Origin of the sequence: Bradyrhizobium tropiciagri (assembly GCF_018130505.1) — a bacterium.
GTDB classification, from domain to species: domain Bacteria; phylum Pseudomonadota; class Alphaproteobacteria; order Rhizobiales; family Xanthobacteraceae; genus Bradyrhizobium; species Bradyrhizobium tropiciagri_B.
In genome coordinates, this window is sequence record NZ_JAFCKH010000001.1 from 248,398 (window position 1) to 269,137 (window position 20,740).

A 20,740-nucleotide genomic window follows, 5' to 3' on the forward strand; every position below is an offset into this window, starting at 1 on the left:
GCGAAGGTGCCGCCCAACATGGCGGTCTCCGCAAAAGAAACGGCTCTAGCACCTCTGGGGGCCAAGAGGCCGGTGCTAGAGCCGCTACCCGATCCGCCGATTCTCGAGATTGAGGCCAGTCGTCGTAATGTTCTCGCCGAGTTCGCCTGTTTGGACATTGTAGCTGCGACGCGCAGCGCGTTGAGCCTCTCGTTCGCAATAAGGTGGACCTGACGGAGATTGGGGGATCGAGGAAAGCGCCGCGCCAAGTGCCGATGCTTGACGAATAGACCGTAGTGCGCGTCGCCCTCGATGCCTTGACCGGCGACGAGCGTCACCGACGGCTGGGTTACTTTGCTGAATCGATGCTTGCCGTCGATCGAGACGGCAACACTATTCCCTCGAGCATCATGTCTACCGTCATGTGGCGTATGCCCCAAAACGACGCTCGCGCTTGATTTCGGCGAGAAACATCGCGTTTGACTTCTTCAGGCGCGAAGCGGCGGCCGTCGCCGCTCCATGCCAGACGCTGCGCCGGTCACGATGATTACTTCGCCGCCGTATCTGTCAGCCAAGTGTATCTCCTTCTCGGTCGCGCTCAGTCGTCGCGGTTCAAGTCGTCGCCGTCGTCGAGGCCGAGGGTGCCGCCTTCGCCATGGACGAGGTCGCGATCCTTGTCTTCGCTCTTGTCGGCATCTTTCACGACGGCCGAGCGCATGTCGCGTTCAGTATCCTTCGGTGGCTTCGGCGGGTGCAATCTCGGCCTGCTTGATTTCAGCGACATCCAAGTCTCCTTCTCGTGGCGCTCGATGGCAGCTAGGCGACCCTAGTTGGCCTCGGTGAGTGGGTCGTCTTGGGATGACGGTCGTGCAAAAACTCGGCAAGATCGTTCGCGATTACGCCGTCGTCCACCGCGGCGGCAAACAAGTGCTCCTGCGCGTCGCGCGGAAGATCTGCCCACGTCTTCAAGGCGGCGCGCCCGAGCAGGTTGGCAAACTTGACCTCGTCGCCATGGGAAAGGTCCGAAGCAGCGAGGGTAGGCGGGGCCATCGCTCTGCGACGCCGTCGGCTCCCGGCCGTTTGCGGAGCCGATTTGGCCGCAGGAGCTGCCGATGTGCCGGCGCCAACTTGGCGCGCTCCCTCGTCCGCCAGTTTACCGTCCCCCACTATCTCGCCAACGAGCCGTTTGGCCGTTCCCGCCACCAAATCCTTCATGCTCATCTTGCGCCTCCTCAGAATCTTTAGCGCGGTCCCTTCGTACTCGGTTGCGAACCGTCCGAACGCTTCTGCCAGCCACCGAGGCGACTGCGACGAGACGCGGCCGCTGCCGCCGCGCCCTTTAGCGCTCCGCGCCCCATCTGGTCCGCCATTCTTGCTCTCTCGATAAAGAGTTGGAAACCAATCGGCGGCGGACCCGTTCCTAGCGGCTGAGCAGTGGACCGTCCTTCAGGGCAATCTGAACAGGTGGTTTGCGTCCACTCCGTGTGGGCTCGTGGAAGCGCATCTGAAGTCTCCGGTGACGTCCTGGCGCGCCTTCCAAAGCAAGATGTCTGTAATTGCGTGGCCCCACACGGAACCCTTGAGCACTGGAAGGGCTTCTTCCCGGATGGATGCCGAAGCAAAGAGACCGCAAGGACCGCTGCCCGACGCGCGGGACGGCTTTGTTCGCGTCAGAGGCGCGCGCGAACACAATCTCAAGGATGTCTCGCTCGACATTCCCCGCAATGAACTTGTGGTCTTTACTGGCGTCTCCGGCTCCGGCAAGTCCTCGCTGGCGTTCGGAACCTTATACGCGGAGGCGCAGCGGCGGTATCTCGAATCCGTGTCGCCATATGCGCGTCGGCTTTTCCACCAAATGCGGGTTCCCGACGTCGACGTGGTCGAAGGACTGCCGCCAGCCGTTGCGCTGCAGCAGCAACGCGGATCGCCGACGACCAGATCCTCGGTGGGTAGCGTCACCACGTTGTCCAACTTGCTGAGGATGCTGTACTCACGCGCCGGCGACTATCCGCGCGGCCAACAGTTACTTTATGCGGAATCCTTCTCGCCCAACACGCCGGAAGGCGCCTGTCCCAATTGTCACGGCATCGGACGTGTCCATCAGGTCAACGAACGAACGCTGGTGCCGGACGACGCGTTGACAATCCGGGAGCGGGCGGTTGCAGCCTGGCCGTCGGCTTGGCAGGGCCAAAACCTCAGAGACATCTTGGTGTCGCTTGGTTACGACGTCGACAGGCCGTGGCGCGAACTCCCGAAGAAAGATCGCGACTGGATTCTCTTCACCGAGGAGCAGCCGACCATTCCAGTTTACGCCGGATACACACCTGCCGAAACACGCAGGGCTCTAAAGAAGAAGGAAGAACCGAGTTACATTGGTACCTTCACCGGCGCTCGCAAATACGTTCTTCAAACTTATGCCACTACGCAAAGCGCGATGATGAAGCGGCGCGTGGCGCAATTCCTGTCGAGCGACGACTGCCCAGTCTGCAAGGGCAAGAGGCTCAAGCCGGAACCCCTTTCCGTCAAGTTCGCCCGCCTGGATATCGCTGAGATGTCGCGTCTGCCGTTGAACAAACTGGATGCGCTGCTCAAGCCGTATATGGATCGAGTCGAGCAGGACGAGGCCCATCCCGAGATGGCGCTGGTCGTGCAAAGGATCGTCGAAGACCTTGCGGGCCGTCTTCAGGTCTTGCTGGATCTCGGCCTTGGATATCTGACGCTCGAGCGGAGCACGCCGACATTGTCTCCAGGCGAATTGCAGCGGCTTCGACTCGCAACGCAAGTCAGATCGAACCTGTTCGGCGTCGTCTACGTGCTGGACGAGCCGTCGGCCGGCCTGCACCCGGCGGACACCGAAGCGTTGCTACGGGCGCTGGAGCGTCTGAAGGCCTCGGGCAACTCGCTTTTCGTCGTCGAACACGAGCTCGACGTGGTGCGCAATGCCGACTGGATCGTTGATGTTGGTCCCGCCGCGGGCGAGCAGGGCGGTGAGATACTCTACAGTGGGCGGCTAGCGGGACTGGTCGAAGTGGAACCGTCGCAGACGCGGCGCTTCCTTTTCGGTCGATCCGCCGGGTCGACGCGAAGGGTTCGCGAGCCGAATGGCTGGCTGAAGCTGCGGGGAGTCACGCGCAACAACCTCGACGGTTTGGATGCCGATCTCCCTCTCGGCGTTCTCACCTGCGTGACCGGCGTCTCGGGTTCCGGCAAATCCACGCTGGTCAGCCAGTTTCTCGTCGAGACCGTCGCCGACCGGCTTGGCCAACGCCGGGAGGCGGATCCGAACGAAGGCGAACTCCGGGAGACGGTGCGCACGCTGGGCGGCGAGATCGTCCAAGGACTCGATCGGATCAAGCGGCTCGTCGTCGTCGACCAGAAGCCGATCGGACGAACGCCGCGGTCCAATCTGGCGACCTACACCGGCTTGCTCGATCACGTGCGCAAGTTGTTCGCCGCGACGAAGCAGGCCCGCGCCAGGCGGTACGACGCCGGCCGGTTCTCGTTCAACGTCGCCAAGGGACGGTGCGAGACCTGCGAGGGTGAAGGATACGTGTGCGTTGAACTTCTTTTCCTTCCAAGCGTCTATACTCCATGCCCGACCTGCAAGGGCGCTCGCTACAAAGCGAAGACGCTCGAGATCAAAATTCGCGACAAGTCGATCGCGGACGTGTTGGCGATGACGGTCGACGCGGCATTCGCGTTCTTTGGAGGCGACGATACGCTTTCCCGGTCGCTGGGCGTGCTGCGAGAAGTGGGGCTAGGCTACATCAGGCTCGGTCAGTCGGCGACCGAGCTCTCTGGAGGTGAGGCGCAGCGCGTCAAGCTCGCCACTGAACTGCAGCGGACGCAGCGCGGCGGGACGCTCTATGTTCTCGACGAACCAACGACCGGTCTGCACCCATCCGACGTTCGGAAGTTGAGTAGGCAGCTTCAGGACCTCGTCGAAGCCGGCAACACCGTGATCCTGGTCGAGCACGACATGTCGGTCGCCGCGAACAGCGACTGGATTCTCGATGTGGGACCCGGAGCAGGCGAGGAAGGTGGCCATATCGTGGCGTCAGGGCCGCCAAAGCAGGTTGCCGCATCCGGGAGCCGGACGGCGAGCTTTTTGATGAAAGCCCTTTAGACTTAGCGAGGTTAGAGATGGCGTACCGATCGGCCTCGACGAACATTCGTCAGCGAGGACGTCCTGAAGGCTTGCCGAGCGCTGACTCCGCGTTGGCAGGACGTGCGCTGACGCAGTCCGGGGTGGGCGGCACGGGCTGGCGGCGGGTGCGCAGTGCGTAGCTATGCCGAGACTGTCGAGAGTTACCTTCGGCAATCAGTTGAGCCAGGGTGTCGCCAAAAGGGGGAGATGTCGTCGATCCGTCCAGAGGTTTGAATTAGAGGTCACGGATCTTGCAGCCCAGAACGATGGCCGCCAGCGTGGTCCCGATGGCATTCGCGCCGACGACGACCCAGTCATGGCGCAGCAGGCCGTAAACCACCCAAAGCGAGAGGCCGAGAGTAAGCGCCGCGAGCATGCCCAGAGACAAGTCTCCCGTCGATCCGCGTGGCCATGCTTTCTGAACCTGCGGAATGTAGGACAGCGACGCCAGGAAGGCCGCGATGCCGCCGACATACGAAGCGAGTTCGCCCATCGCGGTCTACAGGCGCCTATAGGCGTTGGATTTCTGAAGGTTGCCGGCTGCATTTTCGGCGAGCCGGCATTCGCATTCGCAAGCGCCATGCTCGGCGAGCTTCTTCGCAATCTGCTGCCCAGCATAATAGATGTCCTGCAATGTTTGCACGAAGTAGTCGTTCTGCGTCTTGATGTCTTTGGTAAAGAAACCCATGGATGTCTCCCATCAAAGCAATGACCGGACCGCAAACCACGACAAGTAGGATGCGTTCCTAAACGACCGGTTGGGTTAAATGGGCCACGCGTCCAACAACGTTTCCGTCGTCACGCACTCGACCTGCTCACCGAACCGGTTCAGATAGACTGCCATCATCGCGTCATGGGTCTCGTCCGCGGAACTGCATAGGGCGTCCGTCAGCAGGATCACGCGGAAACCCCAGTCGATCGCGCCGAGTGCGGTGGCGAGCACGCAGACGTCCGTTTCGCCGCCAGTGATCACGATGGTGTCGACCGATTTCTCCCGCAGCCGTACATGGAGGTCCGATCCTGTCCACGGCGAGTAGACATGTTTGTCGTAAGTCCGGGCAGGAGGGACGAACTGGGCGAGCTCGGGGACGAGATCCACCATGTCCGAGCCAAGACGGTCAACGGTCATCGAGCGCCAGCGCTCGTAATACTGCCGCCACATGCCCGCACTTCGGCCGGCCGTACGGGCCGGGATGAAACGGGTGAAAATCGTCCGTTCGGGACGCTTTACCGTGACGGCTACGATATTCGGCAGAACCCGATCGAACCATGGCGTTCTCCACTCGGTGTCCTCGGCGAACATCCGCTGCATGTCGACGCAGAGGTGGATCGCGTTGTCGCCGGGCGGTCCCAACCGCAGTAGATCTTTCTTCGTCATCGTTCGGTCAGTCTCGATCAATTGGGTGATTTTTGGATCCAACGAGCGGACCGGTGCTCCGTTCCTTGGCTGCCCGCTCGTCGCGACCCGACGGGTTTAGGAACCGTCAAGTCCGCGATCGGTTGACCGCGGCCGCCTGCCGAAAGGAATGCGATTGGAAAGCACCGTTATCGCAGAACTGGACGCCGCGGGCGGCACGGCCGTCCGGACCAACTAAGGCACTCTTCATGCCCGATTATCCCAAGCCTCCCTATCCCGAACAGCGCCAGCCGATGCCCGGCTCAACCGCCGAGATGGATCCGATTCCGGACCACGGAGAACGCAGCTACAAGGGATCGGGACGGCTCCAGGGCAAACGCGCCATCATCACTGGTGGCGATAGCGGCATCGGGCGCGCGGTCGCGATCGCGTTCGCCCGCGAGGGGGCTGACATCCTGATCGCTTATCTCGACGAGATCGATGACGCCAGGGAAGTTGCAGGGCTGGTAGAGAAGGAGGGCCGTAAAGCCGTCCTGGTCGATGGCGACTTGCGCTCGCCCGAACATTGCCGCGCCGTGGTCGACCGTGCGGTGCGGGATCTCGGCGGCGTGGACATCCTCGTAAACAACGCCGCGCATCAGGCGACTTTCGCCGACATCGGAGACATCAGCGACGAGGAATGGCGCATGACCTTCGAGGTCAACATCCACGCGATGTTCTTCCTCGCGAAGGCAGCGGTACCGCACATGAAGCCCGGCGCCGCCATCATTAATACGGCCTCGGTAAACTCTGACATGCCGAACCCGATCCTGCTTGCCTACGCCACGACGAAGGGTGCCATTCAGAACTTTACCGGCGGCCTAGCCCAGATGCTGGCCGAGAGAGGTATACGCGTGAATGCCGTGGCGCCCGGACCGATCTGGACGCCGCTCATCCCGTCGACGATGCCAGACTCCGCGGTGAAGAACTTCGGCAAGCAAGTGCCGATGAAGCGCGCTGGTCAGCCTGCGGAGCTTGCCACGGCCTATGTGATGCTGGCGGATCCCTTGTCGAGCTACACCTCCGGAACGACGGTTGCCGTAACCGGGGGCAAGCCGTTCATCTGAATCATGGCAGGCATCAGGCATCCGGTGACGCCCGATGGGCGTTACTTCGTCGTGAGAGGAAAGCTTTGGCGCCTGAGCAATCCGAACATCGAGCCGTGCGATAGGGCGCGTCTCGTGAAGGCGTTGATGGACGCACGGCGCGCCGTCAAGGATGCCAAAAGCGCGGGAGATCACGACGCCGAGTCGGAGGCCCATCGCAGGGTCGACGAGGCGAAGTGCGATTTGGGCGAGCGCGGCCCGGTCTGGTGGAACGACGGCGCTCCTGACTACAACCGCCAAGCCGTCAAAAGCACCCCGTACGCGAATTGGTATAGCGAGACGCTGCGATGCGGCCGAGCGACAGCGCCTTCCGCTATGTCGCGGTCTTCAGGGCTCTGAGCCGCTTGTGGAGGAAGGCGAGGACCATGATCTCGTCCGAGGTAAGTTTGCCGTATTGGCGCTTGAATTTCTGCGCGATCTTAGCGTCGATCATCTTGACGAGGTCGCCGGACATGTAGGCGGTCAGAATCTCGGGATGGACATAGCTCTTGCGGCAGATGGCCGGTGTATTGCCGAGTTGCCTTGCCACTTTCTCGATCGCCGCGACGACATTCCGCTTGGCCTCTGCCTGGCTGTCGTATTTCTTGAACTCAGACAGCGCGAGGGCGGCAAGGACTGTGCCGGCCCAGGTCCGAAAGTCCTTGGCGCTGAAATCCTGTCCCGTGATTTCCTTGATATAGCCGTTGACGTCGCCGGAATCCACCGTTCGGGACGCCCCGTCGTCATCGAGATACTTGAAGAGTTCGTGCCCCGGTATCTCCGCGCAGCGCTTTACGATGGCAGCGATGCGTCTGTCTTCGACCTGAAGCTTCCATTGCTTGCCCGACTTGCCGGTGAAGTCGAAGCGAAGTACCCCCGAGCCGATTGCCACGTGCTTGCGCCGCATTGTGGTGAGCCCATACGATTTGTTCTTCTCGGCGTATTCGGCGTTGCCGACGCGTATGAGCGTCTTTTCGAGCAGGCTAACGATCGTCGCCAGCACCTTATCGCGGGGGAGACCGTCCAGATTCATGTCCGATACGACGCGGGCACGCAGGGGCGCCAACGCCGATGCGAACTGCATGATATGCTCGTACTTATTCTGCTCCCGAAGCTCCCGCCATTTCGGGTGATATCGGTACTGCTTACGCCCGCGCGCGTCCAATCCGGTCGCCTGGATGTGGCCATTGGGCGACGGGCATATCCAGACGAACTCGTACGCGGGAGGGATGCCGATCGATTTGATGCGACGGATGACCGCCTTATCAATAATCCGCTTGCCGTCTTTGTCGTAGTAGGTGAACGAAGTCCCAGCCCGCTTTCGCCGATAGCCCGGAGCCGCATCGCTTACGTATCGCAAGCCTTCCTCCGCGATGGCGGCGGCGATATCGGCCGTGCGGTCCAGTTCTTCGTTCTTACTTTCTCGCAGCATTGTTCGTCCTTGCCGTACGCCGAGAACCGAGGCTTCCGACAGGAAAGGTCTAATCGGTCTTTTAGTTCCCAGCAGCCTGAGGAGTGCATTATCGCAGCGCCCGCAGCCGTTCGTGCGTCACGTTCTTTGCCTTCTTGTCGGAGCGAAGCCCGAGGTAAACCGCCTGGCGCAATTCGCCCTTGCTTGTCCACTCCGCAAATTTGACCTCGGCGATCAAAGATGGCCGGACCCAGGTCGTGACGTGCTCGTCTTTGACCCTGCCAGGGAAGGGCGACTTTGCCGCCCTCAACTTCACGAGCTTTCCATGGAGCTCTTCCAGGGTCTGGTGGCTGAAGCCAGTGCCGACGTGCCCGATGTACCGCCATGCCCCTTCTTCACGCACGGCAAGGACCAGGGCGCCGAAGAACGGCCGGGTCCGCCTCGGCGCGGTGAAGCCTGCTATGACGACTTCCTGCCGCTGCGCGGTCTTCACCTTCAGCCAATCGGCGGTCCGGGTGCCGGATGCGTACGGACTGTCGGCGCGCTTGGCCATGATGCCTTCGAGGCGCTTAAGTTCGGCCTCGGCGAAGAACTTCTTTCCTCGGCCTTCGCGGTGGTTGCTGAACGCGATCAGCTTGTTGCGCGGGAGGATTGCCTTGAGTCGCTTCTTTCGTTCGAGCAGCGGCAGCTTGCGGAGGTCCTCACCGTCCATGAACATCAGATCGAACGCGCAGTACAGGAGCTTCGCTTCATGACGCAATGCGTTTTGCAGCAATTGAAAATGCGAAACGCCGTCTTCGCCGATGGCGACCAGCTCGCCGTCGATCACCGCGTCGCCCTTCACGCCTTCGAGCGCCTTGGCGACCTCAATATACGAATGACTGATGATCTTACCGTTGCGGCTGAAAAGCGCGACTTTGCCGTCCCGGATCTCCGAGACCATCCGGAAGCCATCGTACTTATCCTCGAACACCCAATCGGAATCGTCGAACGGGGCGTCGGTCAGCGTCGCCAGCATTGGCTGCAGGCGCTTCGGCAGCGCGGACTTGCGGCTCATCTCCGGAGACACTGTCGGTCGTGAATCGAATCGGCGGCTCGAGCTGCGCGTCTCCATGAAGACGATCCGACCGCCTTCCTATCGCTGCGAAGGCCGATCGAAGCTCTAAGGAATTTCCATGTGCGCTTCCGGATGAAAACAAAGCCTTCCCAGAGCTTCGCGAACCATGGGATCGTTAAAAGCTTAGGCTTCACGATCACGAACAGCCGCTCCAACACCAGAAGGCTGAATGCGTAGCAGGCGACAATCATCGCCGTGCCGGTTATCCAATGGCCCTTTCCCGCGACGGCCACCGCGGCGAGCTTCAGCGGCTCCACGGTGGCGGTCGGCACCGCCAGCAGGAGCAACGATGGGTAAGGTCCAAGACCTTCGATCGTGCGTCTCAGCTTCATAGAAGGCCCTCCGTCGGCGATTAACCGCCGCGACGGTCGGATGTTCCGGAGGAGGAACATCCGGCTTCTCTGCTGGTTTTAGGCACGTAGGAGGTTGAGAGGAGACGATATGCGCATAACTATCGATCGGACTGGTAAGGAGGCGACCGAATCCTTCAATCTGGAGGCCGAGGTCGAGGCTTGGCGGAGCGAGCGCAGCCAGCGACCCGTCCCCATGACAGGCAAGGTGCCCGTCGTCCGTGTCCGTCGGCGTGCGTGCCCGAGTTCGTTGTCTGATCCGCCAGCGGACCGAGCGCGCTCGGTTACGACCGCCTGGTGGCTCTGACGCAAGCGCCGCAAATGTCAGACGCTGCGGGAGCAGGGGTGAAGAAGCAAAGTGGAGATCGGCCGCGCGTGGTGGCCCATCGCGCGGACGAAAAAAAGCCGTTGCCGCTGGGGCCGGGGGCCCGCATGAATGCCAGGGTGGCATTTGCGCTCGTCCTGGCGGCCCTCGCCGTATGGACAGCCTCGAGCTTTCTGCTGCCTCTCATCTGGGCCACCGTCTTGGCCATCGCACTATGGCCCCTGTACTTGAAATTCGCGACGCGGTTCATGGTCGGTCCATCGGCATCTGCAGCATTCATCTTCACGGTGCTCGTCGCGCTAGTTCTGGTCACGCCGATCTCGCTCGCCATCTATACGACAGCTCAGCAGAGCGACATGCTCATGGGTTGGCTGAAGAGAGCGCGCGAGGGCGGGATCGAGGTGCCGGACTGGGTCGCGCGCCTGCCCATTGCCGCCGAAAGCCTGGAGCAATGGTGGCGAGCCAATCTTTCCGATCCGAAGGCTGCCACGGCCTGGCTGAAGACGCTGAATGTCGACAACGTGTCCGATTTATTCACGACCTTCGGCGGCCAACTGATACATCGGCTATTCCTGTTGTTCTTCGCGCTGCTCGCCCTATACGTCTTGCTGCGTAGCGGTCGCGCGGTCGCAGGGCGCGTTCTCGAAACGTGTGATCGTCTCTTCGGCGAACCGGGCGAGGGTTTGGTGGAAAAGATGGTCGATGCGACGCGGGCGACTGTGAGCGGAACGGTGCTCGTAGCCATAGGCGAGGGACTAGCGATCGGCATTGCCTATTTCCTGGCCGGCGTGCCCAACGCTTTGACGTTCCTGATCTTCACGACGGCCTTTGCGATGATCCCGTTCGGTGCCTGGCTGGCCTTCACCGCCGCAGCGATCGTGACGATATCGGGAGGCGGCAGCGGGATTGCCGCGGCCGCCGTATTTATATGGGGTTCGATCGTCATGCTAGCGGGCGATCATTTTGTCTGGCCGAGCCTAGTCGGCGGTTCGGCAAGGCTTCCTTTCCTGCTCGCGTTTGTCGGAATCTTCGGCGGGCTGGCTGCGTTCGGTCTGATCGGATTGTTCGTCGGGCCGGTCATCATGGCGGCGCTTCTAGCAATGTGGCGGGAATGGATATTCCGACCAACGACACAGGTATGAAGGGCCACGCGTTTCGAGCGCTGCTGCAGGCCATGCACAAACTTTGCGCGTGTGGCCAATTATCTGTTAGCCCGGCAGTCGCGTCGCGAATTTCTTCTTTTTCAAGACCGTTCCGGCTGGGAACGGCGTGAGGTTCCATGGGTTGCTCCTGCCTAACAGGAGGAAGTGAATGTCCAGTAGATCACTCGCCGATATAGCGAAGGAAATGGCCGGCATTGATATAGCCATTCTTTCGACCCACGCCGAGAACGGCGAGATCGCTAACCGTCCAATGAGCAACAACGGCGATGTCGCTTACGACGGCGCTTCGTATTACTTCTCTTACGAACAAGCCCGCGCCGTGTCGGATATCGAGCGGAATCCGAAGGTCGCGCTCGGTTTCTCGTCCGAGGCGGGGCTATTCTCCCAAGGGATCTACGTAGCCGTCGAAGGCGCCGCCGAACTAATTCGGGACAAGGCGGCGTTTAAGCAGCACTGGACCAGCGACCTCGATAAGTGGTTCGATAACGGCGTGGACACACCCGGCATCGTCCTGATCAAGGTCAAGGCTAAACGCCTAACGTATTGGAAGGGGCGCGAAGAGGGCGAGATCGTACTCTGAGCAAACTACTCCGAACGAAGAGGGGAAGCCGTTTCTTGGGGTGGCTTTTCCGCAATCGGGTCACGGGTGCGATCACGGTCGCGCAAGCGCCCAATCTCCTCCTGTGGATCGTAATGGCGGCTGGCCTTCTGTTGTGGATCTGGTCCCCGACCGGCAAGGCTGGTAGCGCTTTGACGGTCGTCTTCAAAGCAGGTCTCTTCCTATGGGCTGTCGATGAGATTGTCCGAGGTGTGAATCCTTGGCGGCGGTGCCTCGGAGTGGCGGTCGTGGGATACGAACTCGCCACAGTTTTTTAATGGGTGCTCAAGCGCGCAGTCGGTGATCGTGCTCTTCGGCGGGACCAGCCGCTCAACCGATCAAAAAACGAATGGCGAAGTATGCACTGACTCCAACAGCCGCCGTTACCGCAAGTGAAAACAAAACGCGCCAAAGGTCGCCCTGTTTCGGTTCTAAAGCCGGTTCGTGCGGCAAGTTTCCCTCGAAGGCCATATCGGCTTGGAATGGTACAATCCAGAAGCTGCTTCGCGCACTAACATGGGTGAAGGCGATATCTCACACGCAAGTCCTGTGGTCTTGGCAAGCTCTGCGGGATCTACTGCATAGAGTTTGAGGATCAACATCGCGCATTGTGCGAGGCCCGGGCCATTGCCAGGCAGCTAAATTTGATAAACGGGAAACGCACGGAGGAGAGACTGGCGCCCACAGTGGAAGTGGCCAGCTTTGAGGCTTCCCTGCTTGCGGGGTAAGGTGGGTTCATCATGTTCAATCTGACCTTCCTTGGCACATCCGCCAGTGTACCGTCCGCCGAGCGCAATCATCCGGGCCTACTCGTCGAGGCCGGGAGCCATCGGATACTAGTGGATTGTGGGGAGGGGACCCAACGGCAATTATTGCGGAGCGGCGCCGGCTTCAGACGGCTCGACCGCTTGCTACTTACTCATGGACATCTTGACCACATACTAGGGATTCCGGGCCTCTTCTCGACGTTCCGGCTGCGTCGCAGCGAGGATATCGTCACCATCCACGGCAGTCCGGGGACACTCGATATCGTGGTCAGGATGCTGGCCGGACTCTGGGGCGAGGGCAGGGCGCCGATCCGCTTGGAACTGGTGCAACTGACGCCGGGCCCGGTTTTTGACGAAGGCGAGTTCACAGTCGGCTGCTTCCCTATCCGGCATCGCGATACTGACAGCTACGCGTTCGTCTTCGAAAGCCCCGCACGTCGCCATGTTCGCCCCGATCGCCTGGCAGCCCTCGGTGTTCCCGACGGGCCCGTGCGAAAGGACTTGGCGCAAGGCCGCTCGATCCGTCTGGCTGACGGCAGAATTATTGACCCCGAGAACGTTCTCGGGCCGCCCCAGGGGGGCACGAAGCTGGTTGTGATTGGAGATACCGAGACAACCGACGGATTGGCCGAGCACATACGAGCGGCCGACCTGCTGGTCATAGAAGCTACTTTCCTTGCACGCGACTCTGCCGTGGCGCGCGATTATGGACATCTCACCGCGGCGGAGGCGGCGTCGCTGGCCGCAGCGAATGGCGTGAAGCAGTTGATACTGACGCACATCTCGGGACGCTATTCGGACGAGGAGATCCTGGCGGAGGCGACGAATATCTTCCCGAACAGCCGGGTAGCGATCGATCTGGATCGCGTCGCAGTTTGAGGGCAGCCGGCTCGAAAATCACGGCATCATCACCGAGCGGCCCACGGTAACTATCGGTGATGAGAACGCCCGTCACAGCGCTCCCGCCCCACACGAACAGGGAGCAGCGCCATGAAGAAACGGCGTCGTTTCAAACAAACAGAAACCCTTCAAGAACGGCTCAATAAGTTCGCGGCTGATATCCTTGAGCAGGCGAATAAGCTGCCACTTGGTCAGGAACGCGAAGACCTCATTAAGCGGGCTCGGAGGGCGGACACGGCCGCAAATATCGATCAGTGGGCTTCATCCCTGGGACTGCAGCCACCGACATAGGCCTGAAGCTTCTCCTCACTTCGAGGCCTCCGCACCACCGCGAGCTCTTCTCATAGGAACTGTGAAGTTCGTGTGGCGTTTTCTCGGTATGAGTGAGCCGTATCCCATACTCGTCGAGAATGCGATCCAGATAGCATGGGAATTCCTGGAGCGTTCGGGTGAGATATCGGACCCGGCCGATGCCGGCCGCTTCCTTCTCAGATGTATCGATGACCTAGCGCGAACGGGTGAGCATCGCAAGATCATGCTCGCGAATAGCGCCATTGATGCGTACAAGCGATACAAGCTACTACTTGCGGCATGATCAATCCCAACTGCCCGATCTGCCACGGCCTCGGTTGGGTCTGTGAGAACCATCCCCATCTCGCATGGACGAAGGATCCGCATGGCTGCCAGTGTGGGGCGGGGATGCCGTGTGAATGTCAGGGCGAGCAAGACGGCGTCGATGAACCCGACTGGGACAAAGTCCTAGAGGCTGATAACGAGCGCCGCAAAAGCAATTAGCAGACCGAATATGCCGATGACGGCTATGGCCAGAAAGGTCTTTCTCATTCGGGCAGAACCATGCTTCTGACCATAGGCGACAATTACCGCCGACCGCGCTTGGTAGCTGTCTTCCGCCGATTGCAGGGCGAGCGGTTGAAAGGCTCCCTCTCGTTGCCCTTGCTGCTACATTTGTCGACCTAAATGCTGCACGATGCACGGCACCGGGAAATCAAAGTGCAGCAGGGAGTGGCTAGCTCGCATGATTGAACATCCTACAACGACGTTTTCCTCGAAGCTCCCAGCCGGACTAAGTACTGGATGATTTCCGGATATCGGGCCGCATTGGAGAACGCCCGATAGCCGACCCAGCCTGCGCATTTCAAGACCGGTGCCTTAAACCACTCGGCCACCCTTCCGTCTGAGCCGGATGAGGCACTTTGCGGATGAACGCCTTGAACGCAATGTTTGTCCAGCCCGGATGAAGCGGCATGCTCCGCTCCGGCGTCTAGGGCATGCCTGGATAGGCGGCTGCCTTCAGTAAGCGCGCGAGATGGACCGCGTTCGATGCGAGCATGGCGGTGGTCTGTACCGTTTTATCGTAAGGCACCTTGAGATCCTTGTAGTCGGTCGAACCCATCGCTTCACCGACCCAATAAGTGGCGCCGCCGGCCGGAATGGTGAATCCGACGTCGTTGAGCGCCTGGAACAGCTCGGCGTGGCAATGGTGGGCGCCATCCTCGTTCCCGACAACAGCGACGATCGCCAGCTTGCCGAAGGACGGCATGCGGCTGTTCTCGTCGGTCTCGTCCAGGAAAGCATCCATCCGCTCCAGCACGCGCTTGGCGACGCTGGACGGTTGGCCCAGCCAGATCGGGGTTCCGAAGATCAGTATGTCGGATGCCAAAACCTTGTCGCGCAAGGCGGGCCAGTCATCGCCGGCCCCTTCATCCGGTGTCACGCCCGGCTTGATATTGAGGTCGACGACACGGACGGTCTCGCCGGAGACGCCATGCCGACCGAGCGCAGCAAGCACTTCAGCGAGCAGCTTGTCGGTCGAGGAGGGATCCTTGCCGTGCTTGAGGGTGCAGTTGAGGGCAACGGCTTTCAGCTTATCCGAGGGCATCTCATTGGTTCCTTTGCTCCGGGGCCAATGCTGCCAGATGCTGTTCCGTTCCTATCGGCCGGGACGCCCGCGCTCCGTCGAGCCAAGCATGTCGCGCAGCCGTCTGGCGTCAGCCGGCGCCGCGCTCTTCTGGTCGTTGTCGAAATAGACGTAGACGTCGCATCCCCGCCGTTTCCAGCCGCTGATCCGTCGCGCCCAATCGGTCAGTTCAGCCGCCTTGTAATGCCCGCGGTATCGGCCGCCCGGTCCGTGGCCGCGGACGTAGACAAAATCCGCAGTGCGCTTCCAGGGCGCGGGCGCGTCGTGATGATCGGAAATGCACAGCGCGATGTTTCGCGCGGCGAGCAGCCGCAGGATCCGCGGCTGATACCAGCTCGGATGGCGGAACTCGAAGGCGTAGCGCCGTCGCCGCTTCAGCAACTTGAGGAAGGACGCAAGGCGTTCGGCGTCGACGGAAAAATTCGGCGGAAGCTGAAACAGGATCGAGCCGGCCTTGTTGCGCAGCAGCGACAAACGGTCTTCCAGCAGTTCAAGACTGTTGACCGAATTGTGCGACAAGCGCTTCCAATGCGTGATGAACTTTGAGGCCTTCCAGGCGAAAACGAAGTCCTTGTCAGTCGCATCGCGCCAGCCGGAAACCGCCTTCTCGGTCGGCGTTCGATAGAATACGCCGTTCAGCTCCGTCGTGCAGAACTGGTTCGCGTAGTAGTCGAGCTGCCGCTTGAGCGGTAGGTCCTTTGGAAAGAACGGGCCGCGCCAGGACGGATAGTGCCAGCCGGATGTGCCGATCAGAATGCGCGCCATCCTTATGAATTGGTGAGCCTGTTGCGCCTGGCAAGGTCTGCTTCCCAACCGAACACGGAGCGGCCGTCGAGATCAGGTGAGCGCGACCGCTCATTGGCCACGAGCGCGTCGAACGACGGTCCACTAGCCGTTCGCTCCAGCCTGCGGGCCTGGTCATCCAGACGCTTCAGCGCCTGCATCTCTTCGTCGCGGCCGAGCTTTGCCGACTGCACCGCCGATTTCAGCACGCGGATGGTTTCGTCATAGACCTTGATCGGCACTGGAAACGGATGGCGGTCCTTGCCGCCATGGGCAAGCGAGAACCGCGCCGGATCGCGGAAGCGATAGGGTGCGCCGTGCACGACCTCGGCGACCATCGCCAGCGACTCCACGGTACGGGCGCCGACGCCCGGTGTGAGCAGTAGTTCGGGAAAGTCCAGCGGGCCGCGTTCGGCCGCAGCCGCAAGCGTGCCGTGCAGGCGGCGGACGAACACGTCGCTCGAGCGTACGTCGTGATGTGCCGGCATCATCAAATGCAAGAGATAGGGCTGCGCTGTGGCGCTCTGCGTCAGCTCGGCGTATTCGCGTGCGATGCCGTCGGGCCCGAGTGCGGCGAGCAGGTCGAGCTGCGCCTGGCGCGAGCCGCCCGCACGATGATCGGTGAGATTGACGATCTCGCCCTGTGTCGGGCCGTCAATGGCGCTGTGCGGTTCGTCGACAAAGCTGCGCAGGCCTTCGGAATGCCAGTGATAGCGGCGCGCCTGCCGCTTGTCGCCGTTCATGCCTTGCTGGACCACGGTCCATTTGCCGTCGTCGGTAACGAAGAAGCCGTGGAGGTATAGCTCGAAACCGTCCTGCACCGCGGCGCTGTCGACCTTGGCCACCAGTCGGCTGGCGCGGGTCAACGCCGTTCCGTCGAAGCCGATGCGATCGCCAAGCGCAACTAGTTCTTCCGGGGTGCGGCGCGAGTGCCTGCCGCGTCCGCCGCAGACATGGATGCCGAGCTCGCCCTGCATCGGCGCCAGCGCGCGCTTGAGTGCACCGATGACGCTGGTGGTGATCCCGGATGAGTGCCAGTCCATGCCCATCACAGCGCCGAACGACTGGAACCAGAATGGATGCGACAGCCGTTGCAGGAAGGCGTCGCGGCCGTAATGTTGGATGATCGCCTGGGCCATGGTGGCGCCCAGCGTCGCCATGCGCCGGGCCAGCCATGGCGGCACGCGTCCGCCATGGAGGGGAAGGTCGGCGCTGCCGGTGCGTCGGGCCATCGGGTTCCAGTCCTGAATCGCCCACTAGCCTACCAGCAAACGCTCCGGCGCGCACAATGCGGCGACATTGAGATCAGCGTCGATAGATAGTGCCGAAGACGAGGGCGATCACCGCAAACGCCGCGATCATGCCCGAAAATGCGATGTCGGCCACCGTCGTGTTGGTGAGGCTTGACAGGACGCCGACGCCGATGACCGGCACTGCGTTGCCGATGAAGCAGCAGACGAAATAGGTCGACGCCACCGCGGCTCGCTGATCGGCGGGAGCGATCTGATTGACTACCTGCAGGCTGCCGCGATAACCAAGGCCAGCGGAAACTGCGACGATGGCGGTTGCCACCAGCATCACCGAGAGCGATGCGGAGACCTGTGCGACCACGACGGCTGCGGCGGCTGGGATCATCAATCCGAGCGACCATAGCATCGCTGTGCGGCTGGCGACCTTCTGGGTTGCGATGATCACCAGAGCGACCACCATCGCAAGCTCGAACAGCAGCGCACCGCCGGCCGCGTGATTTTCGATGTGGAGGTCGTGCGACAGGATCGACGGCATCAGCGAGGCGTAGAATCCGACCAGCGCCATCAAGCCGAAACCAGTAATCGCCGGCGCGACAAATTCCGTCCGGATTTGCTGCGGCAGCGCCAGTTTCAGGTTGATCTCGATCTGGCTTCGATCGGGGTGCTGAACCGTCTCCCGGGTGAACCAGATCATCGCCGCTGCGACGCAGATGATGACGAGATAAACGACGAACGACAGATGCAGCGGCCAAGGCGCATACTGCGCGAGCAGGCCGGACAACATCGCCGCAAGGCCGAGACCGACAAAATTGGTGCTAGTGCCGATGATGGCGGCCTGGCCTCGGTCGTTGTTGTCGACCAGTTCGGCGAGCCACGCATTGGCCGTCCCGCTGGCCACGCCGATGCCTAGGCCGCTGAGGATTCGCCCGGCATAGAGGGAGATGGTGCCGCGGGCGAACAGGAAGACGAAAGTCGCAGCGATCAAAGCCGCGATCCCGCCGAGCGCCGTGACGCGCCGGCCGGCGCGATCGGAGACGCGTCCGAGCAACAACAGCGCGGCGACGTTGCCGATCGCATAGGCCGCGTAGATCAGCGTCAGCGTGATCTGCGAGTAGCCGAACGCCTTCTGATAGAGCAAATAGAGCGGTGTCATCAGCGTGCTGAGGCCGAACGCGACCGCCAAGAGAGTTCCGACCGCAACCAGTGCTGCTGTCCGGCGAAGCTCAATCCGCTGGGGATGCGTCGCATCAACCTGCGCCATCCAACCGACCTCAAATTGCCTTAGACGGCGGGGCAATACGCGGCGCTCCGGTTCGTTCCAGCGATCGGAGGCGACACGGTCAACTCCCTCCGTTCCGTTTCCTCGACGGGAAGGAGCCAGACCGGGTCAACCTGCAGGCCGCTATTTCCGGTTCTTGTTCAGGTCCTGAGCCATCTCGAGATGATGCCGGAGCGCAGGCAGGGTCTTGCCGGCCCACTCCTTCAGCTTGGGGTCGTCACCGTTCTTCGCGTAGCGCTCGAACAGGGAGACCGCATCCTTGTGCGCACTCACCTGCATCGGATCGTAGACGGAAGCGAAATCCTCAGGCTTGGCATCGCGCAGCTTGTCGAGCTGTTTCTTCGAGCTATCGTCGAGCGTGGTCGGGATGTCGTTCTGCTTGCCGGTGGGCACCATGCTTTTCAGATCGGCACTGGTTTTGGTGTGATCCGCGACCATGGTGCCCGCGAACTTCTTCTCGTCGGCGTTGCCCTTCTGCTCGGCGATCTTGGCCGCTTCGATTTCGAGCATGTCGCTGGTCGCGGCTTCCTTGACAAAATCCTCGGTCTTTGGCGCGACGCCCAGTACGGAATTGACGCCGGTCTTTTCACTGACCGACTGGGCCGACGCACTGGAACTCAGCGCGCCGACCATGACGATTGCCAGAATAACTCGTTTCATCACAGCTTTCCTTAGGCCGCCTCGGCATTGATGGCGTTGATGGCAAGCTTGCTCAGCGCTTCATCTGTCTTCTTTTCCTCGGCCAAGGTCTGGTCAATGAGCTTGACGGCGTCCTTCATGCTCAGCTTGGTCGCCCATGCCTTCAATGTACCGTAGCGAGAAATCTCGTAGTGCTCGACCGCCTGCGCCGCGGCGAGCAGTCCTGGATCGAGCGCCGGCGTGTCGGCGTACTCGTCCATGATTTCCTTGCCTTCATCGATGATGCCCTCGATGGCATCGCACTTCTTGCCGCGCGCAGGCTTGCCCATAAGCTCGAAGATCTGCTCAAGCCGCTCGATATGGCCTTCGGTCTCGTCATGGTGCTTCTCGAATGCGGCGCGGAGTTGATCTGAGGAGGCCGCTTTGGCCATCTTCGGCAGCGCCTTGTAGATCTGCTTTTCGGCGTAGTAGATGTCCTTCAGGGTATCGAGGAAGAGGGCGCTGAGATCCTTCTCTGGCATGAGTCGACTCCGTAGGTGAGAGTTGCTGTGTACCCACAACATGGGCTGCATAGCCAAGTTCCTAATTGCGACCGTTCGTCCCGGTCGGCCAATGCGGCGCAGCGCTAACTGGGAACGAGACGTATGCAACCGGTCACGCAGGGCGACCACCTCGCGGAGCTGGGGCGTTCAGCCGCTGATCGCATCCGAATGGCTGAAGACTTCGAATGCGCTGCCGCGCGCGACGGCAATCAAGGTCATTCCGCACGCCTCGGCGGTGCGGACCGCCAGGGCCGTCGGGGCCGACATGGCGACTAGCATGGAACAACCGATGGCGGCGGCCTTTTGTACAAGCTCGATGGAGACCCGGCTGGTGAGGACGATTGCGCCTTCGTGGCCGGGAACGCCGACCGAGGTGAGAGCCCCTGCGAGTTTATCCAAAGCATTGTGACGGCCGACATCTTCACGGATCGCAACCATTTCTCGATCAAGATGGAAGAATCCGGCCGCGTGCGTGGCGTGGGTCGCATGGTTGAGTGCCTGGGCGTTTGACAACGCGAGCAGGGCGCCCTCGATCTGCCCAGTTCGGATAGCGACAGGCCGCAGCGTCAGCAGCGGCATCGGACGCGCGGCATCCGCAAGGCTCTCGATGCCGCAAAGGCCGCAGCCGGTCGGACCGACCAGTCGCCGTCGGCGCCGTTTGAATCGGTCTTCGCTGCCGTTGGCTAGCCACATGCGCAGCTCGATGCCAGACGCCCCTGGAATGATATCGAGGGATTGCAGGTCATTGACATCGTCAATGATGCCCTCGGTCAGGCTGAAGCCCAGCGCGAAGTCGTCAAGATCAGCGGGAGTAGCCATCGTAACGGCGGCAGTCGTGCCGTTATAGACCAGCGCAACGGGACACTCTTCCGCGAGAACCCGCCGCGCCTCCATTCCATCCTGATCTCTCCGCAGCATCTCGACGGAGGGTGCTGGCAGATGACTGAAGTCATCATTGGAGATTGAGGATCGCTGCATGAATGCTCCTTGCGAGGACGACGCCCGGAAACTTCCGAGGTTCCTTCGCGCGAGGAACTTCCGATGCCAGCGCTGGTTTCTGCCTTAAACCT

At 61.3% G+C, this 20,740-nt stretch carries 22 protein-coding genes; 7 read left to right on the forward strand and 15 right to left on the reverse strand.

The window, feature by feature from the left end; translation table 11 throughout:
* Positions 1-577 precede the first annotated feature (577 nt).
* Both JQ633_RS01175 and JQ633_RS35485 read right to left on the reverse strand, forming a co-directional pair.
* On the reverse strand, positions 578-763 hold the full coding sequence (locus tag JQ633_RS01175; protein ID WP_211981491.1) for a hypothetical protein: 186 nt from the start codon (positions 761-763) through the stop codon (positions 578-580).
* 32 nt (positions 764-795) lie between these two features.
* Positions 796-1,200 carry a hypothetical protein gene (locus tag JQ633_RS35485; protein ID WP_349631499.1) on the reverse strand — a complete coding sequence of 135 codons (405 nt, stop codon included), beginning with the start codon at positions 1,198-1,200 and terminating at the stop codon, positions 796-798.
* Between the two features lie 385 nt (positions 1,201-1,585).
* Between JQ633_RS35485 and JQ633_RS01185 the strand changes: the two genes are divergently transcribed.
* Positions 1,586-4,105, forward strand: coding sequence for an excinuclease ABC subunit UvrA (locus JQ633_RS01185; protein WP_211981493.1), 2,520 nt, complete (start codon positions 1,586-1,588; stop codon positions 4,103-4,105).
* A 256-nt stretch (positions 4,106-4,361) separates the two neighbouring features.
* Here the strand turns inward: JQ633_RS01185 and JQ633_RS01190 are convergent, their stop codons facing one another.
* The 3 genes from JQ633_RS01190 to JQ633_RS01200 form a co-directional block, all read right to left on the reverse strand.
* Positions 4,362-4,619 carry a SemiSWEET family sugar transporter gene (locus JQ633_RS01190; protein WP_211981495.1) on the reverse strand — a complete coding sequence of 86 codons (258 nt, stop codon included), beginning with the start codon at positions 4,617-4,619 and terminating at the stop codon, positions 4,362-4,364.
* 6 nt (positions 4,620-4,625) lie between these two features.
* The gene (locus tag JQ633_RS01195; RefSeq protein WP_211981496.1) at positions 4,626-4,814 is read right to left on the reverse strand and encodes a hypothetical protein; all 189 of its coding nucleotides are present in this window, start codon (positions 4,812-4,814) and stop codon (positions 4,626-4,628) included.
* A 75-nt stretch (positions 4,815-4,889) separates the two neighbouring features.
* The gene (locus JQ633_RS01200) at positions 4,890-5,504 is read right to left on the reverse strand and encodes a cysteine hydrolase family protein (RefSeq protein ID WP_211981497.1); all 615 of its coding nucleotides are present in this window, start codon (positions 5,502-5,504) and stop codon (positions 4,890-4,892) included.
* A 227-nt stretch (positions 5,505-5,731) separates the two neighbouring features.
* Between JQ633_RS01200 and JQ633_RS01205 the strand changes: the two genes are divergently transcribed.
* Together JQ633_RS01205 and JQ633_RS35050 are read left to right on the forward strand one after the other, a co-directional pair.
* Positions 5,732-6,589, forward strand: a complete 858-nt coding sequence (locus tag JQ633_RS01205; protein ID WP_211981499.1) for an SDR family oxidoreductase — start codon at positions 5,732-5,734, stop codon at positions 6,587-6,589.
* A gap of 12 nt (positions 6,590-6,601) precedes the next feature.
* Positions 6,602-6,967: a hypothetical protein gene (locus JQ633_RS35050; protein ID WP_349631515.1), complete on the forward strand. Its 366-nt coding sequence runs from the start codon at positions 6,602-6,604 to the stop codon at positions 6,965-6,967.
* Here JQ633_RS35050 and JQ633_RS01210 read toward each other — a convergent pair.
* From JQ633_RS01210 to JQ633_RS01220, 3 genes are all read right to left on the reverse strand, one after another.
* On the reverse strand, positions 6,942-8,039 hold the full coding sequence (locus tag JQ633_RS01210) for a DNA topoisomerase IB (RefSeq protein WP_211981500.1): 1,098 nt from the start codon (positions 8,037-8,039) through the stop codon (positions 6,942-6,944). The two genes, JQ633_RS35050 and JQ633_RS01210, sit on opposite strands and share 26 nt — an antisense overlap.
* Before the next feature lie 88 nt (positions 8,040-8,127).
* Complete coding sequence (gene ligD / locus JQ633_RS01215) at positions 8,128-9,075, reverse strand: non-homologous end-joining DNA ligase (protein ID WP_211981502.1); 948 nt, start codon at positions 9,073-9,075, stop codon at positions 8,128-8,130.
* On the reverse strand, positions 9,072-9,467 hold the full coding sequence (locus JQ633_RS01220) for a hypothetical protein (RefSeq protein WP_249158673.1): 396 nt from the start codon (positions 9,465-9,467) through the stop codon (positions 9,072-9,074). Before JQ633_RS01220 ends, ligD begins: the two co-directional genes overlap by 4 nt.
* Before the next feature lie 363 nt (positions 9,468-9,830).
* Here JQ633_RS01220 and JQ633_RS01225 point away from each other — a divergent pair, with 363 nt between their 5' ends.
* From JQ633_RS01225 to JQ633_RS01240, 4 genes are all read left to right on the forward strand, one after another.
* Positions 9,831-10,952 carry an AI-2E family transporter gene (locus JQ633_RS01225; protein WP_349631500.1) on the forward strand — a complete coding sequence of 374 codons (1,122 nt, stop codon included), beginning with the start codon at positions 9,831-9,833 and terminating at the stop codon, positions 10,950-10,952.
* Positions 10,953-11,121: 169 nt separating this feature from the next.
* A complete protein-coding gene (locus JQ633_RS01230) occupies positions 11,122-11,553 on the forward strand; it encodes a pyridoxamine 5'-phosphate oxidase family protein (RefSeq protein ID WP_211981504.1) in 432 nt (143 codons plus the stop codon).
* Positions 11,554-12,311: 758 nt separating this feature from the next.
* A complete protein-coding gene (locus JQ633_RS01235) occupies positions 12,312-13,217 on the forward strand; it encodes a ribonuclease Z (protein WP_211981505.1) in 906 nt (301 codons plus the stop codon).
* Between the two features lie 111 nt (positions 13,218-13,328).
* Positions 13,329-13,529 carry a hypothetical protein gene (locus tag JQ633_RS01240; protein ID WP_211981506.1) on the forward strand — a complete coding sequence of 67 codons (201 nt, stop codon included), beginning with the start codon at positions 13,329-13,331 and terminating at the stop codon, positions 13,527-13,529.
* A 991-nt stretch (positions 13,530-14,520) separates the two neighbouring features.
* Here the strand turns inward: JQ633_RS01240 and JQ633_RS01245 are convergent.
* The 7 genes from JQ633_RS01245 to fdhD all read right to left on the reverse strand — a co-directional run bounded on the left by JQ633_RS01245 (position 14,521) and on the right by fdhD (position 20,648).
* The gene (locus JQ633_RS01245) at positions 14,521-15,138 is read right to left on the reverse strand and encodes a flavodoxin family protein (RefSeq protein WP_211981507.1); all 618 of its coding nucleotides are present in this window, start codon (positions 15,136-15,138) and stop codon (positions 14,521-14,523) included.
* Positions 15,139-15,189: 51 nt separating this feature from the next.
* A complete protein-coding gene (locus JQ633_RS01250; RefSeq protein WP_211981508.1) occupies positions 15,190-15,942 on the reverse strand; it encodes a DUF72 domain-containing protein in 753 nt (250 codons plus the stop codon).
* A 2-nt stretch (positions 15,943-15,944) separates the two neighbouring features.
* On the reverse strand, positions 15,945-17,192 hold the full coding sequence (locus JQ633_RS01255; RefSeq protein ID WP_211981510.1) for a DUF763 domain-containing protein: 1,248 nt from the start codon (positions 17,190-17,192) through the stop codon (positions 15,945-15,947).
* 73 nt (positions 17,193-17,265) lie between these two features.
* Entirely contained in the window at positions 17,266-18,393 is a 1,128-nt protein-coding gene (locus JQ633_RS01260) for an MFS transporter (protein WP_249158675.1), read from the reverse strand.
* Between the two features lie 219 nt (positions 18,394-18,612).
* Entirely contained in the window at positions 18,613-19,149 is a 537-nt protein-coding gene (locus JQ633_RS01265) for a DUF4142 domain-containing protein (protein ID WP_211981514.1), read from the reverse strand.
* Between the two features lie 11 nt (positions 19,150-19,160).
* A complete protein-coding gene (locus JQ633_RS01270) occupies positions 19,161-19,649 on the reverse strand; it encodes a ferritin-like domain-containing protein (RefSeq protein WP_211981517.1) in 489 nt (162 codons plus the stop codon).
* Between the two features lie 168 nt (positions 19,650-19,817).
* Positions 19,818-20,648: a formate dehydrogenase accessory sulfurtransferase FdhD gene (fdhD, locus tag JQ633_RS01275; RefSeq protein ID WP_249158677.1), complete on the reverse strand. Its 831-nt coding sequence runs from the start codon at positions 20,646-20,648 to the stop codon at positions 19,818-19,820.
* Between the last annotated feature and the right edge of the window lie 92 nt (positions 20,649-20,740).